This is a genomic window from Micromonospora halophytica (assembly GCF_900090245.1).
Taxonomy (GTDB): Bacteria; Actinomycetota; Actinomycetes; order Mycobacteriales; family Micromonosporaceae; genus Micromonospora; species Micromonospora halophytica.
Genome location: NZ_FMDN01000001.1, coordinates 459,579 through 481,362, shown reverse-complemented (window position 1 = coordinate 481,362; position 21,784 = coordinate 459,579). Strand labels below are relative to the sequence as shown.

Sequence of the window (21,784 nt, the reverse complement as noted above, 5' to 3'; positions counted from 1 at the left end):
GGCGGGTCAGCTGAGCGTGGCGAACCGCTGCACCTGGTCGATCGTCCCCTCCACGATCAGCACGCTCTCCGGCATGAGCACCGTCTCCGGGCCCGCGTACCGGAAGCGTTCCCCGGGCAGCTTCGCGCCGACCACCATCACCCCGTAGCGTTCGGTCGGGACGAGGTCGCGCAGCGGCCGGCCGATCAGGCTCGACGGCACGGGCACCTTGGCGATGGCGAAGTCGTCGCCGAACTCGATGAAGTCGAGCATCCGGCTGACGATCAGGTGCGCCACCCGCTCCCCGGTCTCCGCCTCGGGGAACACCACGTGGTGCGCACCGACCGAGGCGAGGATCTTGGCGTGCTTCTCCGAGGTGGCCCGGGCCCAGATCTGCGGCACGCCCAACTCGGCCAGCGCCAGTACGGACAGCACGCTCGCCTCCACCGACGCGCCGATCGCGACGACCACCCGGTCGAAGTCCGTCACGCCGAGTTGTCGCAGCGCGGCCTCCTCGGTGCCGTCGGCCTGCACCACCCGGTCGAGCTGCGCCGACCAGCGCTGCACCCGGTCCGGGCTGCGGTCGACGGCGAGCACCTCGTGACCGAGTTGGGTGAGGGATCCGGCCAGGTGGCAACCGAACCGGCCGAGGCCGATGATCACGATGCCGCTGTGGTCCGTGCGCCTAGCCGACAATGGGTTGCTCCTCCGGGTAGCGGTACAGGCGTCGTCGGGTGTTCAACGCGATGGCCGAGCCGAGGGTGAGCGGGCCGATCCGCCCGATGTACATGAGCAGGGTCAGCGTCAGGTGGCCCGGGGTGCCGTAGTCGTCCGGGCTGCCCACGGAGAGGCCCGTGGTGGTGAAGGCCGAGGTCACCTCGAACAGCGCCCGGTAGTAGCGCACGCCCTCGGTCATGATGATCAGCGCGACCGTGCCGGCGACCACGAGCGCGACGCTGAGCAGGGCCACGGTGAGGGCCTGCCGCTGGCTGGCGGTGGCGATCCGGCTCCGCCCGACGGTGACGTCGGGCTCGCCCCGCACCTCGGCCCAGATGACGAAGGCGAGCAGGAAGAAGGTGGAGACCTTGATCCCGCCGGCGGTGCTGGCGCTGCCGCCGCCGACGAACATCAGCGAGATGAGCAGCGGATAGGTCTCCTCGTCGAGCTGGTTGGTGTCGACGGTGTTGAAGCCGCCGGTGCGGACGACCGCGGTCTGGGTGAAGGCGGCCAGCATCTTGCCTCGCCAGTCGTACTCGCCGAGGGTGTTCGGGTTGGCCCACTCGGTGGCGAGCAGGCCGACGAAACCGACCACGAGCAGGGTGAGGCTGCCCCAGACGGTGAGCTTGGTGGAGACCGCCCACGAGGTGGGCCGGCGCCACGCCCGCGCGACCTCGAACAGCGCCGGGAACCCGAGCCCGCCGATGATCGTGCCGATCACGAGAGGCAGGCAGATCCACGGGTCGCGGCCGAAGCTCACCAGGCTGTCCGGCCAGAGTGAGAAGCCGCCGTTGTTGAAGCCCTGGACGGCGTGGAACAGCCCGTACCAGAGCGCGCGCCCGACCGGGTAGTCGTAGGCCCACCAGAGCCGGCCGGCCAGGATCGCGGTCAACAGCACCTCGCTGACCAGGGCGAGCGCCGCGATGCGCAGCAGCAGCCGGCGTACGTCGCCGGAGCCGAACTCGGCGGTCTCGGCCTGCACCAGCATCCGGTTGCGCAGACCGAGCTGCCGCGCGACCACCAGGATGACCAGGGTGGCGCCGGTGAGAATGCCGAGGCCACCGACCTGGGTCAGCACGGTGATCATGATGAGCCCGAAGGTGTTCCAGTACGTCGAGGTGTCGACCACCGACAGGCCGGTGACCGAGACGGCGGAGGTTGCGGTGAACAGTGCCTGGGTGAACGGGGTGTAGCGGTCGTCGCTGGTCGCCCAGGGCAGCATCAGCAGGCCGGTGCCGAGGGCGATCGCCGCCAGGAACCCCAACGGCACCAGCCGGACGGGATGACGAAGAAACCGGCGCACCAGACAATCTTCTGTTTCCTGGCGGTCCGGGGTCGGTGAATGGCGCATCCCGGAGGGTTCATCCGGTGGTCAGTCGCCGACCAACTGGCGGTCAGCCCGGGCCGGTCTGCTGAGCGCGACCCATCGACGACAGGAGACGGCGTTGCGACGTACCCTTTCCGCCCTCGGCCTGGCCGGCACGCTGCTCGCGGTGGCGGTCGCCGTGCCCGGCGCGGCGTCCGCCCGTGAGGACGACTCCCAGCGCGCGGGCCGCGCGGAGCGGGCCACCCATCGGCCCATCGTGATCGGCCACCGTGGCGCGAGCGGCTACCGCCCGGAGCACACCCTGGAGGCGTACCGGTTGGCGATCCGGACGGGCGCCGACTACATCGAACCGGATCTGGTGCCGACGAAGGACGGCGTGCTGGTCGCCCGGCACGAGAACGAGATCTCGGGTACGACCGACGTGGCGGCCCGGCCGGAGTTCGCCGCTCGCAAGGCGACGAAGACCATCGACGGGGTGACCGTCACCGGCTGGTTCACCGAGGACTTCACCCTGGCCGAGCTGAAGACGCTGCGGGCCAAGGAGCGGCTGCCGCAGGTACGGGTGGCGAACACCGCCTTCGACGGGCGGTTCGAGGTGCCGACCTTCCAGGAGGTCGTCGACCTGGCCCGGGCGGAGAGCCGGAACCGGGGTCGGACCATCGGCGTCTACCCGGAGACCAAGCACCCCAGCTACTTCGCCTCGATCGGGCTGCCGCTGGAGGAGCCGCTGGTGGCGGTGCTGCGCAGGAACAAGCTGGCCCACCGTGGCGCCCCGGTCTTCGTGCAGTCCTTCGAGACGGCCAACCTGCGCAAGCTGGACCGGATGATCGACGTGCCGCTGGTGCAGCTCCTCGACGCCTCCGGCCGCCCGTACGACTTCACCGCCGCCGGTGACACCCGCAGCTACGCCGACCTGGCCACGCCGGCCGGTCTGCGCTGGATCGCCGGCTACGCCGACGGGGTGGGCGTGAACAAGAACCTGATCGTCCCCCGGGACGCCGCCGGCAGGCTGCGCGCGCCGACCACGGTGATCCGGGACGCGCACCGGGAGAAGCTCGTGGTGCACGCCTGGACGTTCCGTGCCGAGAACCAGTTCCTCCCGGCCGACTTCCGGATCGGCGCCGACCCGAACGCCCGCGGCGACGTCACCGCCGAGTACGAGCTCTTCTACGGCCTCGGCCTGGACGGCGTCTTCACCGACCAGCCCGACACCGCTGTGGCGGCCCGCGCCGGCCTGTCCCGACACTGACCGTCGCAGGTGATCTGGTCCAGGGGCGGAGCGACCCCTCCCGGGCGGCCCTGCGGTTGCCGCCTCCCGTGAGCCCGGTGGGGCGTCCGGTTCCACCGGACGCCCCACCGTCGTTTGTCGTGCCGGTCGAGGGCCGGAGGTGCTGTCGGGTGACTACCGACTTGATCGCACAGATGGATCACCGCTGTCGGCCCGCTCCCGGGGGCGCAGCCCCGGTGAGCCTTGCTCGAACATGGGAACCGGTGAGCCTGCTCGAACATGGAAGTAGTGGCCTTGCCGGTGGGCGGAGGCCACTACTTCCACGATTTTGCACGATCTCTTGCTCGGGCGGTGCTGATCCATCTGTGCGATCAGGTCGGTAGCGTCGGTGGACCTCAGGTGCTCGGTCGCTCAGCCACGTAGGTGCCCCGGCCCTGCTGACCGATGATCAGTTCCCGGTCGTGCAGGATGACCAAAGCCCGATAGGCGGTGTTGTTGCTGACGCCATACATGTCGGCGAGTTGGCTGGTTGAGGGCAGCTTGTCTCCGGGCTTCAATTCGCCGTTCTTGATCTTTCCGGCGATGTCGTCGACGATGCGGCGGAACGAAGGCTGTGCTGTGGGCATGGCGGGACTCCGGTTGGTTCGGCTCCCCGATCATGCCGGACCTGCACCAGCATCTGCAATAAGTTGCCGCGCCGGCACGGAGGGCTAGACTCACGCCACTTAGTGGCGTAAGTTGCTGGGTGTCCGGCTCCGGTTGGTTCGGCAAGCCTCGGGGGCGGACGCCACAGTTGGCCGCGGGGCCGTACCGCCGAGCAGGGCTGCGGTTCCGGGGCCGGCGGCCCGGTCCGCGTCCCCTATCGGCGGGCCGGGTCGCCTTCCAGCGCACACACGACGTGACCAGTGCACACGTGACCCGAGAGGTGGCCCATGCGCAACGTCCTCGCCCGGTTCCGCCGCGCCGCGCGGCGTCGTCCGTCCCGCCCGGCGAACGCCGGCTGGTACCGCTCCGGCTCCTGCCGGCCGCTGACCGCCGGGCAGATCCGCGAACGGCAGTTCCACCAGGTGCGACGCGGGCTCGACCCGGCCGAGGTGCACGCCTTCCTGCACCGGGTCGCCGGCGAACTGGCCAACACCCGGCGGGACCTGGCCATGGTCACCGAGGAGAACATCCGGATCAAGCGGGCGTTGCGCAGTTGGCAGTCCCGGTTCGCGCCGGGCGCGCGGGGGTGAGCCCGGAGCGCTTCGTCGTCCACCTGCCCGTCGTCGCCACCGACCTGGCCGCCGCGCTGCGCCTCGCCCGGGCGGTCACCCGGGCGCTCGGGTTCCTGCCCGAGGTGGACGGCGGCGGGTCGACCGTCTCGGCCGAGGACGCGCAGGGCGTACGCCACTGGGTCTTCTGCGACCGGTTGCTCGACGGCGGCCGGCGCTGTCCGAGACCGGCGGACCACGACGGCGGCTGCGGTCCACCGGTCGGCGCCCGACGCGGGACGCGGTGAGCGACGGGTGGCGATGGCGGGGGGCGACACAGCGGCGGCCGGGGCGGTGGCGACCGCGGCCACCAGGGACGCGCGTGCGGCCCCGACCGAGCCGGGGATTGTTACGACCGGCCACCTCGTCCCTATCACTTGTGTGTTTCCGCCACATAGCCCGTGGGTGACGTCACTTCTAGCGTGAGCCGACACATGCTTCCTGTCCTCCTCACCTGGAGTCGCGATGACGGTCCGGCACACGCGGCGGGCGTTCCTCTCCGCCGCCACGATGATGGCTGCGGCGCTCGCCGCCACGGCCTGCGGCAGCCCGCAGGAAACCGCCTCCGGCGGCGGTGACGCCACCGCCCCGGTCAAGGTCGGCCTGGTCTACTCCCAGTCGGGTCCCCTGGCCAGCTACGGCAAGCAGTACATCGAAGGATTCAAGGCCGGCCTCGACCACGCCACCGGCGGCACCGGCAAGGTCGGCGACCGGAAGATCGAGGTGACCGAGGTCGACGACGCCGGTGACCCGGCCAAGGCGGTCTCGGCCGCCAAGGACCTGATCGGCAAGGGTACGAAGATCATCGCCGGCTCCACCGCCTCCGGGGTGGCGCTCCAGGTCGCCCCGATCGCCGCGCAGAACAAGGTCCTCTTCATCTCCGGGCCGGCCGCCACCGACGCGGTGACCGGCGCGAACAAGTACACCTTCCGCTCGGGGCGGCAGTCGTACCAGGACGTGGTGACCGCCAAGTCGTTCATCGGCGACCCGGCCGGCAAGAAGGTCGTCGTCTTCGCCCAGGACGGCGCGTTCGGCGACGCCAACGAGGCCGCCGTCAAGGCCGTCATCGGTGGCGCGGGCGCCACGGTGAGCAGCGTCCGGGCCCCGGCCAGCGCGACCGAGTTCACCCCGTTCGCCAGCCAGATCAAGGCCGCCAAGCCGGACCTGCTCTTCGTCGCCTGGGCCGGCACCACCGCCCCGGCCATGTGGCAGACCCTCGACCAGCAGGGCGTCCTCACCTCCACCACGGTCGTCACCGGCCTGGACATCCGCGCCTCCTGGCCCACCTTCGGCGCCGCCGGCAGCAAGATCTCCTTCCTGTCGCACTACTTCGACGGGGCCAGCGACACCGAGGCCGCCACCGCGCTCAAGAGCAAGGTGGGCACCATCGACCTGTTCCACCCCGACGGCTTCGCCGCCGCGCAGATGGTCGTCCAGGCCGCGCAGGAGGGTGGCGACGACGTCGACAAGATGGTCACCGCGCTCGAAGGCTGGACGTTCGACGGGGTGAAGGGCAAGATGACCATCCGCGCCGAGGACCACGCCCTGCTCCAGCCGATGTACCAGGCCAAGCTCTCCGGCAGCGGCACCACCTTCACGGCCGCCGCCCAGAAGACCCTGACCGGCGACGAGACCGCCCCGCCGGTCACCCCGATGAAGGGCTGAGAAGTGCTCGCCACCCGCGGTCTGACCTGGCGGATCGGAGAGGTCGCCATCGTCGACAACGTCTACCTCGATCTCGCGCCCGGGGAGTTCCTCGGCGTGATCGGGCCGAACGGCGCCGGCAAGACCTCCCTGTTCAACCTGATCACCGGCCTGCGTCGGCCCACCGAGGGCCGGATCACGCTGGACTCCGAGGACGTCACCACCCTCCCGCCGCACCGGCGGGCCCGCCTCGGACTGGGACGTACCTTCCAGGCGTCCTCGGTCTTCGGCTCGCTCACCGTGCGGGAGAACGTCCGGCTCGCGGTGCAGGCCCACCGCGGGGGCTCGATGAAACTGTGGCGGCGGGCGGCGGCCGACCGGGAGGTGGCCGCCGCCGCCGACGCGGCACTCGACCGGGTCGGCCTGCACCACCGGGGTGCGGCGCTCGCCGGCACCCTCGCCCACGGCGAGAAGCGCAAGCTGGAGATCGCCCTGCTGCTGGCCGGGGAGCCCCGGGTGATGCTGCTGGACGAGCCGATGGCCGGGGTCAGTGCCGAGGACGTGCCCGAACTGGTCGACGTCATCAGGTCGCTCACCAGCGACAGCGGCCGGTCGGTGCTGATGGTCGAGCACCACATGGACGTGATCCTGGAGCTGGCCGACCGGATCGCCGTGATGCACCACGGCGCGCTGCTCGCCTGCGACACCCCGGACACGGTGATGGCCAACGCCACCGTGCAGGAGGCGTACCTGGGGGAGTCACTGTGAGCGCGAGGAGTGAGCCGGGGTTGCGAGCCCCGCAGTCGCGAAGGGAGGCGGCGCGGTGAGTGAACCTGTGCTGAGTGTCGAGAACCTGTCGGTGCGGATCGCCGGGCTGCACATCCTCCAGGGGGTGTCGTTCACGGTCGCCCCGACCGGGGTGACCGTGCTGCTCGGGCGCAACGGCGTCGGCAAGACCACCACGCTGCGCGCGATCGTCGGCCTGACCCCCCGCAACGGCGAGGTGCGCGGCACCATCCGGATGGGCGCGCAGAGCCTGCTCGCCCGCCCCACCCACCGACTGGTCCGCGGCGGCCTCGGTTACGTGCCGGAGGACCGCTGCGTGTTCGCCGGCCTCACCGTCGCGGAGAACCTGCGGCTCGCCGAACGGCGCGGCAGCACCCCGGCGTACGACAAGGTCTATGCGCTCTTCCCGGAGCTGGACCGGCGCGGACGGCAACGGGCCGGCTCGCTCTCCGGCGGGCAGCAGCAGATGCTGGCGATCGGCCGGGTGCTGCTCAACGACAACCGGCTGCTGCTGGTCGACGAGCCGACCAAGGGGCTGGCGCCCAAGGTGGTCACCGAGGTGGCCGAGGTGCTCCAACGGGTCGCCGAGTCGGTGCCGGTGCTGCTGGTCGAGCAGAACCTCGCCGTGGTCCGGCGGCTCGCGGACGACGCCGTGGTGCTCGCCGCCGGCCAGGTGGCCTGGACCGGCGACGCCAAGGAACTGCTGCTGGAGACCGGGCTGACGAAGTCGCTGCTCGGGGTCGGCTCCGGCGGCGGGCACGAGACCGCCCCGACGGCGGCGCGGAAGGACGGAAGCTGATGGGGACGGTCATCCTGCTGACGCTGACCGGGCTGGGCCTGGCGGCGCTCTACTTCCTGGTCGCCTCCGGGCTCTCCCTCGTCTTCGGTCTGGCCGACGTGCTCAACTTCGCGCACGGGCTCTTCCTCGGCGTCGGCGCGTACGCGACCTGGTGGGCCGCGCAGAACCTGCCCGGCGCCGGCCCGGACGGCCTCGGTTTCGTGCTCGCGGTGCTCTTCGGGGTGGCTGCCGGCACGCTGGTCGCGGTACTGGTGGAGCTGGTGCTGATCCGGCCGCTCTACTCGCGCACCATCGAGCAGGTGCTGGTCACCGTCGGCCTCTCGCTGGCCGGGGTGGCGCTGCTGCAGGCCACCTGGGGCGCGGACGCCCGGCCGTTCCCGCGCCCGGAGTGGACCCGCCAGGTGACCTCGGTGCTCGGCGCGAGCGTGCCCAACGGCGGGCTGCTGCTGATCGTCGCCGCGGTGGCGGTGCTCGGCGCGCTGCTCGCCTTCCTCCGCTGGACCCGGTACGGGCTGGTGATCCGGGCCGGGGTGGAGAACCGGGAAATGGTCACCGCGCTCGGCATCGACGTGCGCAAGGCGTTCACCCTGGTCTTCGCCATCGGCGGGGCGGCGGCCGCGCTGGCCGGCGCGCTCGGCGGCGTCTACTTCGGCACCGTCTCACCCGGGCAGGGCGGCTCGCTGCTGATCTTCGCGTTCATCGTGGTGGTGATCGGCGGAATGGGCTCGGTGGTCGGGTCCGCGTACGCGGCGGTCGTGGTGGGGCTGCTGCAACAGTTCGTCAACTACTACGGCGTCTCCGGGCTGGGCGACATCTGCGTGGTCGGCCTGCTCGCCGTGGTGCTGCTGCTGCGGCCCCAGGGCCTGGCCGGAAAGGTGGCTCACGCATGACCGACCAGATGGTCGACGCACCCCCGGCCGCGGTGCCGGCGGAACTGACCCCGGGGCACTCGCGCTGGCACGGGCTGCGGCCGTGGCTGCCGCTGGTGGCGCTGGCGGTGGCCGCGATCGTGCCGTACTCGACGCTCGTCCTGCCCGGGATCTTCGAGGGGCCGCTGAACTCGCCGGGCACCCTGCAACTGCTCGCCGTCTGCCTGGTCTTCGGTGGTCTCGCCGCCGGGTACGACCTGCTGTTCGGCCGTACCGGCATGCTCTCCTTCGGGCACGCGCTCTACTTCGCCGCCGGTGTGTACGGCACCGACATCCTGGTCACCCGGGCCGGGTTGCCGTTGTGGCAGGCCGGGCTCTTCGCCGTCGTCGGGGCGACGACCCTCGCGGCGCTGCTCGGGGCGGTCGCGCTGCGGACGGTGGGGATCGCCTTCGCCATGGTGACGCTCGCCTTCGCCCAGGTCGGGGCGATCCTGGTGGCCCGGAACTTCGGCGGCTGGACCGGTGGCGAGGAGGGGCTGCCGCTGGACGTCTCCGGCCTGCCACCGGCCCTGGTCGGCGTCACGAACACGGTCAACCTGTACTGGCTGGCGCTGGCGTACCTGGCGTTGGTGGTGTTCGTGGTGCACCGGGTCTCCGGTTCGCCGACCGGGCGGGTGCTGGCCGGGCTGCGCGACGACGAGCGGCGGATCGGGGTGCTCGGGCTCGACCCGTACCGGTTCAAGCTGGTGGCGTTCACCCTGTCCGGCGGCCTCGCCTCGGCCGGGGGAGTGGTCTACTGCCTGATCGTCGGCGGCGCGAGCCCGCACGTGACCTCGTCCGAGCTGACCCTGTCGCTGCTGGTCATGGTGGTGCTGGGTGGGCCCGGCACCCGCTGGGGCCCGGTGCTCGGCGGTGTCCTCTACATGTACCTGGACCACCGCCTCACCGCCTTCGGGGCCAGCGACGCGGTCGACGCCCTGCCCGCCGTGCTGAGCGCCCCGCTGAGCCAGCCTCTGTTCGTGCTCGGCACCGTCTTCATCCTGGCCGTCTATTTCTTCCCCGGCGGCCTGGCCAGCCTCACCACCCGCCTGGCCCCCCTCCGCAAGGCCCTCCGCCCCCCACGCTGACCTCCGCTCGGGCCCTGTCGATCATGAAGTTGTCGCCACGACACGCCGGACGGCGTAGGCGACAACTTCATGATCGACGGGTTGGATCGCGGGCCGGTGCTGGTAGAAATGCCGGATGAGCCAGGATCGGGCAGCGGTACGGGAGCGGGCCGAGGCGGTGCTGCGCCGGCTGGCCGGCGAGCACGCCACGCTGCGCGAGGACCAGTGGCGGGCGATCGAGGCGCTGGTGGTGGACCGGCGTCGGGTGCTCTGCGTGCAGCGCACCGGCTGGGGCAAGTCGGCGGTCTACTTCGTCGCCACCGCGCTGCTGCGGGAACGCCCCGACGCCGCCGGCCCCACGGTCATCGTGTCGCCGCTGCTGGCGCTGATGCGCAACCAGGTGGAATCGGCGGCCCGCGCGGGCATCCGGGCCCGCACCATCAACTCCGCCAACCTCGACGAGTGGGACGAGATCACCGCCGAGATCCACGCCGGCGCGGTGGACGTGCTGCTGATCAGCCCGGAACGGCTCAACAATCCGGACTTCCGGGACGGCGTGCTGCCCCGGCTGGCCGCCACCACCGGCCTGCTGGTGGTCGACGAGGCGCACTGCGTCTCCGACTGGGGGCACGACTTCCGGCCGGACTACCGCCGGCTGCGCACCTTCCTCGCCGGCCTGCCCGAACGCACCCCGGTGCTGGCCACCACCGCCACCGCGAACGCCCGGGTCACCACCGACGTGGCCGAACAGCTCAGCACGGGTGACGGCGGCGACGCGCTGGTGCTGCGCGGCACCCTGGACCGGGAGTCGCTGCGGCTGGGCGTACTCGACCTGCCGAGCCCGGCCCACCGGCTGGGCTGGCTCGCCGACCACCTCGACCGGCTCCCCGGCTCCGGGATCATCTACACGCTGACCGTCGCGGCGGCGGGGGAGACCGCCGAGTTCCTGCGCTCGCGCGGCTGGTCGGTGGCCTCCTACACGGGCCAGGCCGAGGACGCGGACCGCCGCGCCGCCGAGCAGGACCTGCTCGACAACAAGATCAAGGCGCTGGTCGCCACCTCCGCGCTCGGCATGGGTTTCGACAAGCCGGACCTCGGCTTCGTGGTGCACCTCGGTGCGCCACCCTCGCCGATCGCGTACTACCAGCAGGTCGGCCGGGCCGGTCGGGCCGTCGAGCACGCCGAGGTGCTGCTGCTGCCCGGCGTCGAGGACGCGGCCATCTGGCGGTACTTCGCCTCGCTCGCCTTCCCGCCCGAGGAGCAGGTCCGGGCGGTGCTCGCCGCCCTGCACACCGACCGGCCGTTCTCCACCCAGGCCCTGGAACCCATGGTCGACCTGCGCCGGGCCCGGCTGGAACTGATGCTCAAGGTGCTCGACGTGGACGGCGCGGTGCGCCGGGTGCGCGGCGGCTGGCTCGCCACCGGCGAGCCCTGGGTCTACGACGAGGCCCGGTTGCGCCGCGTCGCCCAGGCGCGCACCGCCGAGCAGCAGGCCATGCGGGAGTACGCGGCCACGTCCGGCTGCCGGATGCGGTACCTGCGCGAGTGCCTCGACGACACCGGGGCGACCGACTGCGGTCGCTGTGACAACTGCGCCGGTCCGCTGTTCACCCCGGAGGTCTCCGACACCGCGCTGAGCACCGCGCAGACCTTCCTCGGCCGCCCCGGTGTCCAGGTCCCGCCGAAGAAGCTCTGGCCGACCGGGCTGGACGCGGTGGGCGTACCCCTGAAGGGACGGATCCCCCCGGCGGAGCAGGCGCTGCCCGGGCGGGCCGTGGGACGGCTGTCCGACCTGGGCTGGGGTGGCCGGCTGCGCGCCCTGGTCGGGCCGGACGCGGCGGACGGCCCGGTCCCGGACGACGTGGCGACGGCGGTGGTCGACGTGCTCAGGGCGTGGGCCCACGGCGACGACCCGTGGCCGCGCCGGCCGGCCGGTGTGGTCGCCGTCGGCTCCCGCACCCGCCCGACACTGGTCGGCTCGCTCGCCGAGCGGATCGCCACCGTGGGCCGGCTGCCACTGCTCGGCCAGGTCGTCCCCACCGGCCCGACCGGGGCCGGCGGGCCGCGCGGCAACAGCGCCCAGCGGGTACGCACGCTGCACGACGCCTTCGCCGTGCCGGCGGACCTGGCCGACGCCCTCACCGGGCTGGACGGGCCGGTGCTGCTCGTCGACGACCTGGTCGACTCCGGCTGGACGATGGCCATGGTGGCCCGGCTGCTGCGCCGGGCCGGCGCGCCGGACGTGCTGCCCCTCGCCCTCGCCGTGGCCGGCTGACGCCCCGGGCCCGCCGCCCGGCTCGGCGTCGGGCCCGGATCGGGGTCGCCGGGCCGACCTGCGGTACGGCTTCCCGCCCGCGGTCCGCGCCGGCTCGGGAGCCGCGGACACCCGCCTGGGTCCGTCCCGGGCCGGACCGGGCGGAAAGTTCCCGGCGACGCCGGATTGCGACCGTCGCCACGGTGGTCGGCCGAGAGCCGACCGGCACCGGGGACGGCGGTACCGTGGGCGCATGGCCGAGCAGCGATCCGTCACGGCGGCGGTCGACCCGGACGGAGGGTCGGCGACCGACGCCCACCCCGTCGGGCCGGACCGGAGCACCCTGCGGCTGGCGCTGACCGTGGGCGGGCTGGTGCTCGCCGTCCTGCTCGGCTTCGGCCTGGGCCGGGCCAACCCGAAGCCGGCCACACCGGGCGGGACGGGCGTCGCCGCGGCGGCCACCGGGGAGCACGCCCACGCGCCCGGCACCGGCGCGCACGACCACGGCGCGGGCGGGGACGCCGCGACCGCGGCCGGCGGGCTCTCGGTCACCTCGTCCGGCTACACCCTCACCCCGTCGGCAGGGGACCTGGTCGCCGGCCGGGCCGGGGACTTCCGCTTCCGGATCCACGACGACCGGCGGCAGGCGGTCACCCGGTTCGCCGTGGTGCACGACAAGCCGATGCACCTGATCGTGGTACGCCGGGACCTCACCGGCTACCAGCACCTGCACCCGACGATGGCCGCCGACGGCACCTGGTCGGTGCCGCTGACCCTGGCACAGCCCGGCGTCTGGCGGGCGTACGCGGACTTCGTCGCCGTCGCCGACGACGGGCGGCAGACGCCGGTCACCCTCGGGGTGGACCTGACCGCCCCCGGCGAGTACGCGCCCCGGCCGCTGCCCGCCCCGGCGACCACCACGACGGTCGACGGGTTCACCGTCGACCACGAGGGTGTGCCCGAGGTCGGCAGGGCGCTGCCGTTGCGCTTCCGGGTACGCGACGGCGCCGCCCCGGCCGCCCTGGAGCGTTACCTCGGCGCGTACGGGCACCTCGTCGCGCTGCGCGAGGGGGACCTCGGCTACCTGCACGTGCACCCGGAGCCGACGCAGGCCGGCGACACGGTCACCTTCTGGGTCACCGCGCCGGGGCCGGGCCGCTACCGGATGTACCTCGACTTCCAGGTGGCCGGCGTGGTGCGGACCGCCGAATTCACCGTCACCGTCGCCTGACCGCCGCCGCCGGAAGCCCGCCCCCGCACTGTCGCCGAGGGCTGGGGTGGTGGACGGTCGCCGGCTGGCCGGCCCGCGTCGGCGGGGCGGGCCCGGCGGACCGGGCGGCGGGCGAGCGGGGTCAGCCGGCCCGGCGGACCGGGCGGCGGGCGAGGTAGCGCAGCAGGTCGCGGATGTGGTGCTTCTCCTCGGCCGGCACAGTGGGGTCGGCCAGCCGCTCCAGGATGACCCGCACGTCCGCCTCGACCGGGGCGTCGTCGGCGCGGCGACGCGGGGCCGGACCGGCGTCGGGCAGGCCGAGCGCCCGGAACGCCGCCGCGACCGGCAGGTCGAGGGCGGCGCAGAAGCCGCGCACCTTGGCCAGTTCGGGGTAGTCCTGCCAGTCGCCGGCCAGCCAGCGGAAGACGGTGGACCGCCCCACCCCGGTGTGCGCCGCCAGGTCGCTCACCGTCCAACCCCGCTCATCCCGGGCGTCGTCGATGGCACGTCGCACGAAGCGTGCGAAGGCCATCTGCGGTGATACCTCTGCGGAGCCCATTCCTGCGGGGTGGTCCCTTTCTCGAACCGGGCGCGGTGTCGATCGCGCCTCCCCAGGGTAGTACGACGATGCGTCGGAGCAATTGACCGATCGACCCCTGTGTCCCGCCCGGGACCCCGGATCCACCCCGGGCCCGTGGTGCCCACCGGCCGTGCCGGGCCCCTTCCGTGGTACGGCGGTCAGGTGTTCGGGGCGTCCCCGGCCAGCAGGGCCGCCAGCCGGGGCGTGACCTGCCACTGGTCGACCAGTTCCCGGTACTCGGCCCGCTGGCCCTCGGTGGGCGCGGCGCCGGTCCGGCGGGCCCGGATGAGCAGGTTCCGGGGAGTGTGCCGGGAGTCCACGAACTCCACCACCTCCGCCCGGTAGCCGTGCAGCCGGAGCAGGCCGGCACGCAGCGCGTCGGTGAGCACGTCGGCGAAGCGTTCCCGCAGGATGCCCTGCCGGGTCAGCAGCTCGTACGGGGCCGGGGCCGGACGGGAGCGCAGCTGCGCGGCCAGGTCGTGGTGGCAGCAGGGGGCGGCGAGCACCCAACGGGCGTTCCACCGCACCGCCCGGGCCAGCGCCTCGTCGGTGGCGGTGTCGCAGGCGTGCAGCGCCAGCACCAGGTCCGGTGCCGGCTCGACCACCGCGTCGGCGATGGTGCCGGCGACGAAGGAGACCCGGCCGGCCCAGCCGAGCCGGTCGGCCAGCTCGGTGTTGCGCCGCCGCTGGTCCTCCCGGACGTCCACCCCGACCAGCTCGACGTCGAGGCCGCGCCGGGCGAGGTACCGGTACGCCGCGAAGGTCAGGTACGCGTTGCCACAGCCCAGGTCGACCACGCGCAGCGGCCCGGTCAGCTCCTCCGGGAGGGTGGCGGCGAGCGCCCGCAGGAAGGCGTCCACCTGGCGTCGCTTGGCGGCCGAGCCGCCGATCTCGGCGAAGATCGGGTCGCCCGGGTCCAGCAGGTACTCCTTGGCCCGGTCGTGCCCGACCGGCTCCGCCGCCGTCCGGGTCGCCGCGGCCCGGTGCACCTGCGCCTCGCCGGACTTGGTCACCCGGAGCTGGAGCGTGGCGTCGGCGGTCTCCACGTGCCAGTTGCCGAACGGCTCGGCCAGCAGCGCGTCGACCGCCGACCCGGCCTCCGTCCCCGGCGCCACGTTGCGGGTGTACGGCCGGCTGCCGTCGGAGGTGGAGATCTGCAACCGTGGACCGGCCTTGAGGACGACCGGGCGCAGCTCGGCGCGGACCACCGACGGCCGCTGTCCACGCCGGCGGCCGGCGGCGACCGCCCGGGTCAGTGTGGGGTCGAGCAGCAGCGTCCGTACCTCGGTCAGGGCGGCGTCCAACGGTTCGGGCATCGTTGCATCATCCTTCTTCGCGGGCGGGTGGCGGTGCGCGCCCCGGGCCGGGGTGGCCCGCGCCGCACGTCGACCGGTGACCTGCGTCGCCGCGGGCGGGCGACGTGCTCCCGCCGATCCGGGTCGCCGGGAGCGGCTCCGGCGGGACGGGGCGGTCACCAAAGGGGACATCCCCCGTACCGGCGAGCGGTGCGGGGGATGTCCGGGTGTCACGGGGTCAGTCGGCGGTGGCCTCGGCCGGCGTACCCACGCCGGAAGCGCCACCACGGCGGCGTCGGCGGCGGCGCGGCTTCGACGGCTGCTCGCCGTCGGCGGAGACGGCGGCCGGCTCGGTGGCGCCCGCGTCGGCGGAGATCACCGCGGTCGGCTCGCCCGCGACCGTCTCGCCGTCCCGGCGGCGACGCCGGCGGCGCGGGGTGCGGGTGCCCTCCTCGGCGGCGGCCTCGACCGGAGCCTCGGCGTCCGGCGTGTCGGAGCCGGAGCGGCCCCGGCGACGCTCACCCCGACCGCGGCTCTCGCCCCGGCTCTCGCCGCGCCGGGAGCCCCGGCCACCCTCGCCACGGCGTGACCGTCCGCCCAGGTCCTCCTCGACCTCGGCGGCGAGCCCGGCGCGGGTCCGCTCGGCGGTCGGCAGGGTGCCGGTGATCTCGGTGGAGATGTCGAGGTCGGTGTAGAGGTGCGGGGAGGTGTGGTACGTCTCCGGCGGCTCCGGCATGTCCAGGCCGAGCGTCTTGTCGATGATCCGCCAGCGGGGCATGTCGTCCCAGTCGACGAAGGTCACCGCGACGCCGGTCGCCCCGGCCCGGCCGGTACGGCCGATCCGGTGGGTGTAGGTGTCCTGGTCCTCGGGGCAGTCGTAGTTGATGACGTGGGTGACGCCGCTGACATCGATGCCCCGGGCGGCCACGTCCGTGGCGACCAGCGTGTCGATCTTGCCGGCGCGGAACGCCCGCAGCGCCCGCTCCCGCGCGCCCTGGCCCAGGTCGCCGTGGACGGCGGCGACCGCGAAGCCGCGGAAGTCGAGGTCCTCGGCGACCCGGTCGGCGGCCCGCTTGGTCCGCGTGAAGATCATGGTGAGGCCGCGCCCCTCCGCCTGGAGGATCCGGGCCACGATCTCGATCTTGTTCATCGAGTGGGTGCGGTACGCCAGCTGCTTGGTCTGCGGCGACGGGCCGGTCTCGGCGGTGTGCCCGGCGTGGATCGTCACCGGCCGGCGCAGGAAGCGCCGGGAGAGCGTGACGATCGGGTCCGGCATGGTGGCCGAGAAGAGCATGGTCTGCCGGTCCTCCGGCAGCATCGCCAGGATCTTCTCGACGTCGTCCAGGAAGCCCAGGTCGAGCATCCGGTCGGCCTCGTCGAGGACCAGCGCGCGCACCCGGTCCAGCCGCAGGTGCTTCTGCTTCTGCAGGTCCATCAGTCGGCCCGGCGTGCCGACCAGGATCTCCACGCCCTTGCGCAGCGCGTCGATCTGCGGCTCGTACGCCACCCCGCCGTAGATCGGCAGCACCCGCACGCCCCGGGTCTTGCCCGCGGCGGCGAGGTCCTTGGCGACCTGGATGCCCAGCTCACGGGTGGGGACGACGACCAGGGCCTGGGGCACGCCGTCGCTGCCCTCGTCGGGGGCGAAGACCCGCTCCAGCAGCGGTACGCCGAAGCCGAGGGTCTTGCCGGTGCCGGTCGGCGCCTGGCCGATCAGGTCGGTGCCGCGCAGCGCGATCGGGAGCGCGTACTCCTGGATCGCGAAGGCGCGGGTGATGCCCGCCGCGGCCAGCGCCTCGACGGTCTCCGGCCGCGCGCCGAGCGCGGCGAACGTGGGCGCCTCCGGACGGACCGGGGCGGTGGGGGCCAGTTCGTGGCCCTCCAGCTCTTCGAGAATCTGTTCGCTCATCTGGATCTGGGGGTGCCCTCTCGTGGTGCGCCCCGTCTTGTCCTCAGGGCGCGATCGGTATGGCGCGGGCCACGCGGTCGGGGGCGGTGTTCGCCGAGCCGGACCGGGCCGCACGCGCGCCGTAGGCAGGACTTCGATCGGATCGGCGCCCACGGCAACTGCTCCATCTTAACCGAGCAGCAGGGTTTCGCTCCGAAGCCCGTTGACCGACCCTCCCCCGGGGGTAATAATTGTGATCTGGATCACGCAAAAAACGGTCGTACGCCCCGGACGGTACCCTGCGCTCGTGCCCGCCCCGACAAGCCCCGAAGCCGTGGTCGACCTGCTCGGTCTGGTCGCCTACGGCGAACTGCTCGCCTTCGACCGGATGGCCGCCGACGCCCGGCTCGCCCCCGACCTGCGTCGCCGGGCCGCGCTGAGCGAGATGGCGGCGGCGGAGATCGGCAACTACCGGCGGCTCGCCGACTGGCTCACCGCGCTCGGGGCCAGCCCGGACGAGGTGATGGCGCCCTACCGGGACGCGTTGCAGTCGTACCACGACTCGACCGAGCCGAAGGACTGGCTGGAGGCGGTCACCAAGGCGTACGTCGGGGACGGCATCACCGACGACTTCCTCGGCGAGATGGCCGACCGGCTGGACGAGCCGTACCGGCAACTGGTGCGGGACGTGCTGCACGAGTCCCGGTACGCCGAGTTCGCGGTGGCCGAGATCCGGGCCGCGATCGAGGTCGACCCCCGGGTGGCCAACCGGCTCTCCATGTGGGCGAGACGGCTGGTCGGAGAGGCGCTCTCCCAGGCGGGGCGGGTCGCCGCGGCGGACCGGGGCGCGCTCACCGCCCTGATCGGGCGGGACGAGGTCGACGTGCCGGCGCTGTTCCGCAGGCTGACCGCCAACCACACCGCCCGGATGGCCGCGGCCGGCCTCAACAACTGAGCCGGATCACCCCGCGCCGGTGGAGGGGGGACGGCCCGGATCCGGCCCGCGGCGGGCTGAGCCGCCGCAGGGGCCGGACCGGTTCAGCGGACGGTGAAGCCCACCGCTCGCGGCGACGCCTCGGCGATCTCGACGTAGGCGACCTTGCCGACCGGCACGATCACCCGCCGGCCCTTCTCGTCGGTCAGGGAGAGGGTCCCCTCGGACTTGCCGAAGGCGTCGGTCACGATCTGCTCGATCTCGGCCGGCGACTGCGCGCTCTCCAGAACCAGCTCGCGCGGCGCGTACTGCACGCCGATCTTGACCTCCACTGTGCCTCCTCAGGTGGGCGAAAGAGCCGCCGATGGGAAGGCTATCCGATCTCGGGGCCGGATGTTCAGGCTGACTCACCTTGCAACGGGAAGCTCGCGATCCCCCGCCAGGACAGCGCCGCGACCAGTGCCTCCGCCTCGGCCTTGGGCACCTGGCGGCCGCCGGCCAGCCAGAACTGCGCGGCCGTCTCCGCCGCCCCGACCAGGCCGGACGCGAGCAGCTCGGCGTGCGCCCGGCTGACGCCGGTGTCCGAGATGATGGTGTCGGTTATCGCCGCGATGCAGCCCTGCTCGACCCGCTCCACCCGCTGCCGGACCGCCGGGTCGTTGCGCAGGTCCGACTCGAAGACCAGGCGGAACGCCTCGCTCTCGTGGTCGACGAAGTCGAAGTAGGCGCGTACCGACGCGCCGACCCGCTCCTTGTTGTCGCTCGTCCCGCGCATCGCGTCGTGCACCTTGGCGACGATGGCGTCGCAGTGCGTGTCGAGCAGTGCGAGATAGAGCTCCATCTTGCCCGGGAAGTGCTGGTAGAGCACCGGCTTGGAGACCCCCGCCCGTTCGGCGATGTCGTCCATCGCGGCGGCGTGGTAGCCCTGCGCGACGAACACCTCCTGCGCCGCCGCGAGCAGCTGCTTACGGCGTGCCGAGCGGGGTAGCCGGGTGGGCCGGCCGGCGGTCTGCGCACCGTTCCCCACAGCGGTCATGGGAACCTCCGAGTTTCTCCGTACGAGCCGGCACTTTTACCCCGTACCGGTCAGGGCATCCACCCCGGCCCCGGAATTGGCCCGCCGCTGTAACTTATCGCCACTGTCACCACACGGTAGCCTCAGCGGGGGCGACCAAGGAGCGCGCGGTGAGTGAAACAGGGCAACCCGGTGCCGCCACCCCGGGAGAGCACGGTGACGGGACGGGTCGGCACGACGATCCGGCCCGCTCCGGCAGCGGGTGGGCACCTCCGGGGGCCGGATGGTCCGGCGGGGTCGACGCCCCGGCGTACCGCGAGACGACCTCCCCCTGGCACCGGCCCGAGCCGTCCGGCTGGGGTGCCTCCTCGCCCGGGCACGGCGATCTGCCGGCCCCCGTGCCCGACCCACGGTCGGACGGGGAACCGGCGCCCCGCAACGGCCGGCCCCACCTCAACGGGACGAGCCACCCGGGCGAGGAACCACCGGCCGGCCGGCCCGCCCCGGTCAGCGCCCCGCCCGCCGAAGCCTGGTCCGGCGCCGACGCGCGCCGGGACGCCGACGGCGACCGGCTGATCGTGCCGGCCCAGCGGCCCGCGCCCCCGGCCGAGCAGCAGCACGACCCCGAGGCCGGCCCCGCACGGCATTCCTCGGACGACCCGCCCCGGGCGGGCCGCTGGTCGGACGAGGGCTTCCCCGCCTCCGCGCCGCCCGCCGTCCAGGTGCCGCCGGTGGGCACCGCCCCCTCCGGCTTCGAGGTGCCGCCCGGATTCCGCGCCCCCCGTGCCGACCGTGCCGAGCCGGGGCCGTCGGCCGGCGAGCCCTCGGCCTGGGCCGACCGTGCCGAGCCGGGACCGTCGGCCGGCGAGCCCCCGGCCTGGGCCGACCGCTTCCCGCCGGAGCCCGTCGAGGCGGAGCCGCCCACCGGGTCGCCGGTCGCCGGCCGCCCGGCCGACGAACCGGACTGGTCGGGGCCGAGCTGGAACCGCCCGAGCTGGGGCGGGAGTTGGGCCCCGTCGTGGGCCCGCGAGGAGGAGCCGCCCGGCCTGCGCGGGGCCCGCGAGGAGGAGCCGCCGTCCGGCCGCCGCGCCCGGGTGGAGCGGGCAGCGGAGTGGCCGGCCGAGCCGGCCCGGCGGTACGAGCCGGTCCGGGCCGAGCCCGCCCGACCGTACGAGCCCCTCCGCTCCGAGCTGCCCCGGCCGTACGAGGTCACCCGCTCCGAGCCGGAGCCGTCGGTACGCCCCGTCGACCGACCGGCGTGGGCCGGTCGGTCCGCCCCGGCGCCCGCCAGCGCCCCGCCCGCCGCAGCACCGCGCAGCGCCCCGCCCGCCGTCGCGCCCCGCAGCGCCCCGCCCGCGCTCGCCCCGGCCAGCGCGCCGCCCGCCGTCGCGGAAGAGCCGGCCGGTGCCGCCACGATCACCGAGCGGGCCGCGCCGCCGTTCCGGCTCCGGTCCGTACCGGGGGAGCCCACCGCGCCTGCGGACCTGCCCGGCCAGCCGCCGGCCCCCGCCGGTCCCGGCACCGCGACCGCACCCGCCACGAGCGGGCCGCGTCGTCTGGGCCCCACGCCGTCCGCGCCCGCCCCGACGAGCGCACCCCCCTACGCGGCCCGCCGCTCCGCCCCCGATCCCGTGCCCACGGCCCCGCCGGCCGCCGGGGACGAGGCCCCGGACGCCGACGCGGCGGTGCTGCCGCAGCGCGTCCCCGCCGAGCCGGACGTGCCCGTCGTGCCGGAGCCGCCAGCCGTGGAGCCACCCGCCGAGACCCCGGAACTCGCCCGCATCGCCACCCACCTGCGCCGCGACGACGAGCCCGCCCCGCCGCAGGAGCGGCCGGAGGGCTTCGACGTCAACGCCATCCTGGACGCCGTACGGGAGGTGGCCGGCGTGCGGGACGCCGCGCTGCGCCGTACCCCGGCCGGCGCACACAGCCTCCGGTTGGACCTCGCCGACGGGGCCGACCCGGCCGAGGTGAGCCGGATGGTGGCCCGGCTGCTCCAGGAGCGGATGGGGCTGGCGGCAGCCCCGCAGAACCTGCCCGCTGCCGCCCCCGCGCCACTGCGGCGCAGGGGCGCCCCGGGTCGGTCGGTCGAACCCCGGCCGGCGGAGGGTCGTACCCGCGCCACGCCCGGCCCGGAGGGCACCCCGACCGAGCCCCGCTCCGGCGACGCGCGTGCGGCGGAGCCGGGGTCGGCGCCGGTGGGCCGCTCGCGGGCCACCGAGCCGGCCCCACGGGTCGACCCCGCCGCCGAGCGCCCCGGCGCCCCCGGCCAGGAGGAGGAGCCGGGCACGGTCGGCGGGGTGCCCCGTCGCCGCCGGCAGACCGCCCCGCACCGGGGCCGGGCCAGTGTGGAGGAGGCGGCCCTGTCCGCCGCTCCGACGGCCACCGGCAGCCCGGTCACGGCCGGCACGTCGTACTCCGGTGGGCAGATGACCACGACGGAGACCGCGCCCTCCCGCCCGCTGGACACCGGCGGCGTGCCGGGGCCCCGGGTGGTGATCGACCACGTCCAGGTGAGCACCTTCGGTCTCGACGCCACGGTCGAGGTGCGGCTGCTGGCCGCCGGTGAGACCGCGGCCGGCCACGCGACCGGTCCGGCCGTGGACGGGTACGTCCTGCGACTCTGTGCGGTGGCCGCCGCGGCGGCGGTGGACCAGTTGCTCCGGGGTGGCGGGCGCACCGCCGAGCGGGGACGCTGCTTCGTCGAGCACGCGGCGGTGGTGCCCTTCGGCAACTGCGAGGTGGCCACCGTGGTGGTGCTGCTGGTCTGCGACGGCTGGGTGGAGCAGCTCGCCGGTTCGGCGCTGGTCGCGGGCGACCCCCGCCAGGCGGTGGTACGCGCCACGCTGGCCGCGGTGAACCGTCGCCTGGAGGCCCTGCTCGCCTGAGTCGGCGGTGTC

General features: G+C 74.2%; 20 protein-coding genes. 12 read left to right on the top strand and 8 right to left on the bottom strand.

Annotated features, from left to right (window positions below):
- Window positions 1–6 precede the first annotated feature (6 nt).
- Both GA0070560_RS02275 and GA0070560_RS02270 read right to left on the bottom strand, forming a co-directional pair.
- The gene (locus GA0070560_RS02275) at window positions 7–675 is read right to left on the bottom strand and encodes a potassium channel family protein (protein ID WP_091290591.1); all 669 of its coding nucleotides are present in this window, start codon (window positions 673–675) and stop codon (window positions 7–9) included.
- The gene (locus GA0070560_RS02270) at window positions 665–1,999 is read right to left on the bottom strand and encodes a TrkH family potassium uptake protein (RefSeq protein WP_091290589.1); all 1,335 of its coding nucleotides are present in this window, start codon (window positions 1,997–1,999) and stop codon (window positions 665–667) included. Before GA0070560_RS02270 ends, GA0070560_RS02275 begins: the two co-directional genes overlap by 11 nt.
- Window positions 2,000–2,141: 142 nt before the next feature.
- On the opposite strand from GA0070560_RS02270, the gene GA0070560_RS02265 reads away from it, so the two are divergent.
- Window positions 2,142–3,272, top strand: coding sequence for a glycerophosphodiester phosphodiesterase (locus tag GA0070560_RS02265; RefSeq protein ID WP_091290587.1), 1,131 nt, complete (start codon window positions 2,142–2,144; stop codon window positions 3,270–3,272).
- 374 nt (window positions 3,273–3,646) lie between these two features.
- On the opposite strand, the gene GA0070560_RS02260 is transcribed toward GA0070560_RS02265, so the two are convergent.
- On the bottom strand, window positions 3,647–3,877 hold the full coding sequence (locus GA0070560_RS02260) for a GntR family transcriptional regulator (RefSeq protein ID WP_091290585.1): 231 nt from the start codon (window positions 3,875–3,877) through the stop codon (window positions 3,647–3,649).
- Between the two features lie 306 nt (window positions 3,878–4,183).
- Here GA0070560_RS02260 and GA0070560_RS02255 point away from each other — a divergent pair, with 306 nt between their 5' ends.
- The 9 genes from GA0070560_RS02255 to GA0070560_RS02215 all read left to right on the top strand — a co-directional run bounded on the left by GA0070560_RS02255 (window position 4,184) and on the right by GA0070560_RS02215 (window position 13,193).
- Complete coding sequence (locus GA0070560_RS02255; RefSeq protein WP_091290581.1) at window positions 4,184–4,486, top strand: DivIVA domain-containing protein; 303 nt, start codon at window positions 4,184–4,186, stop codon at window positions 4,484–4,486.
- Window positions 4,483–4,752: a hypothetical protein gene (locus GA0070560_RS02250; RefSeq protein ID WP_091290577.1), complete on the top strand. Its 270-nt coding sequence runs from the start codon at window positions 4,483–4,485 to the stop codon at window positions 4,750–4,752. Before GA0070560_RS02255 ends, GA0070560_RS02250 begins: the two co-directional genes overlap by 4 nt.
- A 217-nt stretch (window positions 4,753–4,969) precedes the next feature.
- The gene (locus tag GA0070560_RS02245; protein WP_091290575.1) at window positions 4,970–6,169 is read left to right on the top strand and encodes a substrate-binding domain-containing protein; all 1,200 of its coding nucleotides are present in this window, start codon (window positions 4,970–4,972) and stop codon (window positions 6,167–6,169) included.
- Window positions 6,170–6,172: 3 nt separating this feature from the next.
- Window positions 6,173–6,916, top strand: a complete 744-nt coding sequence (locus GA0070560_RS02240) for an ABC transporter ATP-binding protein (RefSeq protein WP_091290572.1) — start codon at window positions 6,173–6,175, stop codon at window positions 6,914–6,916.
- 55 nt (window positions 6,917–6,971) lie between these two features.
- Window positions 6,972–7,733 carry an ABC transporter ATP-binding protein gene (locus GA0070560_RS02235; RefSeq protein ID WP_091290569.1) on the top strand — a complete coding sequence of 254 codons (762 nt, stop codon included), beginning with the start codon at window positions 6,972–6,974 and terminating at the stop codon, window positions 7,731–7,733.
- Window positions 7,733–8,623 carry a branched-chain amino acid ABC transporter permease gene (locus tag GA0070560_RS02230; protein ID WP_091290566.1) on the top strand — a complete coding sequence of 297 codons (891 nt, stop codon included), beginning with the start codon at window positions 7,733–7,735 and terminating at the stop codon, window positions 8,621–8,623. Before GA0070560_RS02235 ends, GA0070560_RS02230 begins: the two co-directional genes overlap by 1 nt.
- On the top strand, window positions 8,620–9,729 hold the full coding sequence (locus GA0070560_RS02225; protein WP_091290563.1) for a branched-chain amino acid ABC transporter permease: 1,110 nt from the start codon (window positions 8,620–8,622) through the stop codon (window positions 9,727–9,729). Before GA0070560_RS02230 ends, GA0070560_RS02225 begins: the two co-directional genes overlap by 4 nt.
- A gap of 115 nt (window positions 9,730–9,844) precedes the next feature.
- Window positions 9,845–11,983 (top strand): RecQ family ATP-dependent DNA helicase, encoded by a 2,139-nt coding sequence (locus tag GA0070560_RS02220; RefSeq protein ID WP_091290560.1) that lies wholly within the window; start codon window positions 9,845–9,847, stop codon window positions 11,981–11,983.
- Window positions 11,984–12,215: 232 nt separating this feature from the next.
- On the top strand, window positions 12,216–13,193 hold the full coding sequence (locus tag GA0070560_RS02215) for a hypothetical protein (protein WP_245675313.1): 978 nt from the start codon (window positions 12,216–12,218) through the stop codon (window positions 13,191–13,193).
- A gap of 121 nt (window positions 13,194–13,314) precedes the next feature.
- Here the strand turns inward: GA0070560_RS02215 and GA0070560_RS02210 are convergent, their stop codons facing one another.
- The 3 genes from GA0070560_RS02210 to GA0070560_RS02200 form a co-directional block, all read right to left on the bottom strand.
- The gene (locus tag GA0070560_RS02210) at window positions 13,315–13,731 is read right to left on the bottom strand and encodes a helix-turn-helix domain-containing protein (protein ID WP_091290556.1); all 417 of its coding nucleotides are present in this window, start codon (window positions 13,729–13,731) and stop codon (window positions 13,315–13,317) included.
- A gap of 179 nt (window positions 13,732–13,910) precedes the next feature.
- On the bottom strand, window positions 13,911–15,068 hold the full coding sequence (locus GA0070560_RS02205; RefSeq protein ID WP_091290554.1) for a class I SAM-dependent methyltransferase: 1,158 nt from the start codon (window positions 15,066–15,068) through the stop codon (window positions 13,911–13,913).
- Between the two features lie 217 nt (window positions 15,069–15,285).
- The gene (locus GA0070560_RS02200) at window positions 15,286–16,956 is read right to left on the bottom strand and encodes a DEAD/DEAH box helicase (RefSeq protein ID WP_091290551.1); all 1,671 of its coding nucleotides are present in this window, start codon (window positions 16,954–16,956) and stop codon (window positions 15,286–15,288) included.
- A gap of 286 nt (window positions 16,957–17,242) precedes the next feature.
- On the opposite strand from GA0070560_RS02200, the gene GA0070560_RS02195 reads away from it, so the two are divergent.
- Window positions 17,243–17,890 carry a ferritin-like fold-containing protein gene (locus tag GA0070560_RS02195; RefSeq protein WP_091290548.1) on the top strand — a complete coding sequence of 216 codons (648 nt, stop codon included), beginning with the start codon at window positions 17,243–17,245 and terminating at the stop codon, window positions 17,888–17,890.
- 83 nt (window positions 17,891–17,973) lie between these two features.
- Here GA0070560_RS02195 and GA0070560_RS02190 read toward each other — a convergent pair whose 3' ends face one another.
- Both GA0070560_RS02190 and GA0070560_RS02185 read right to left on the bottom strand, forming a co-directional pair.
- A complete protein-coding gene (locus GA0070560_RS02190; protein ID WP_088976183.1) occupies window positions 17,974–18,201 on the bottom strand; it encodes a DUF3107 domain-containing protein in 228 nt (75 codons plus the stop codon).
- A gap of 65 nt (window positions 18,202–18,266) precedes the next feature.
- Window positions 18,267–18,905 (bottom strand): TetR/AcrR family transcriptional regulator, encoded by a 639-nt coding sequence (locus GA0070560_RS02185; RefSeq protein WP_091290545.1) that lies wholly within the window; start codon window positions 18,903–18,905, stop codon window positions 18,267–18,269.
- Between the two features lie 149 nt (window positions 18,906–19,054).
- Here GA0070560_RS02185 and GA0070560_RS02180 point away from each other — a divergent pair, with 149 nt between their 5' ends.
- Window positions 19,055–21,772 carry a hypothetical protein gene (locus GA0070560_RS02180; protein WP_091290542.1) on the top strand — a complete coding sequence of 906 codons (2,718 nt, stop codon included), beginning with the start codon at window positions 19,055–19,057 and terminating at the stop codon, window positions 21,770–21,772.
- Window positions 21,773–21,784 lie beyond the last annotated feature (12 nt).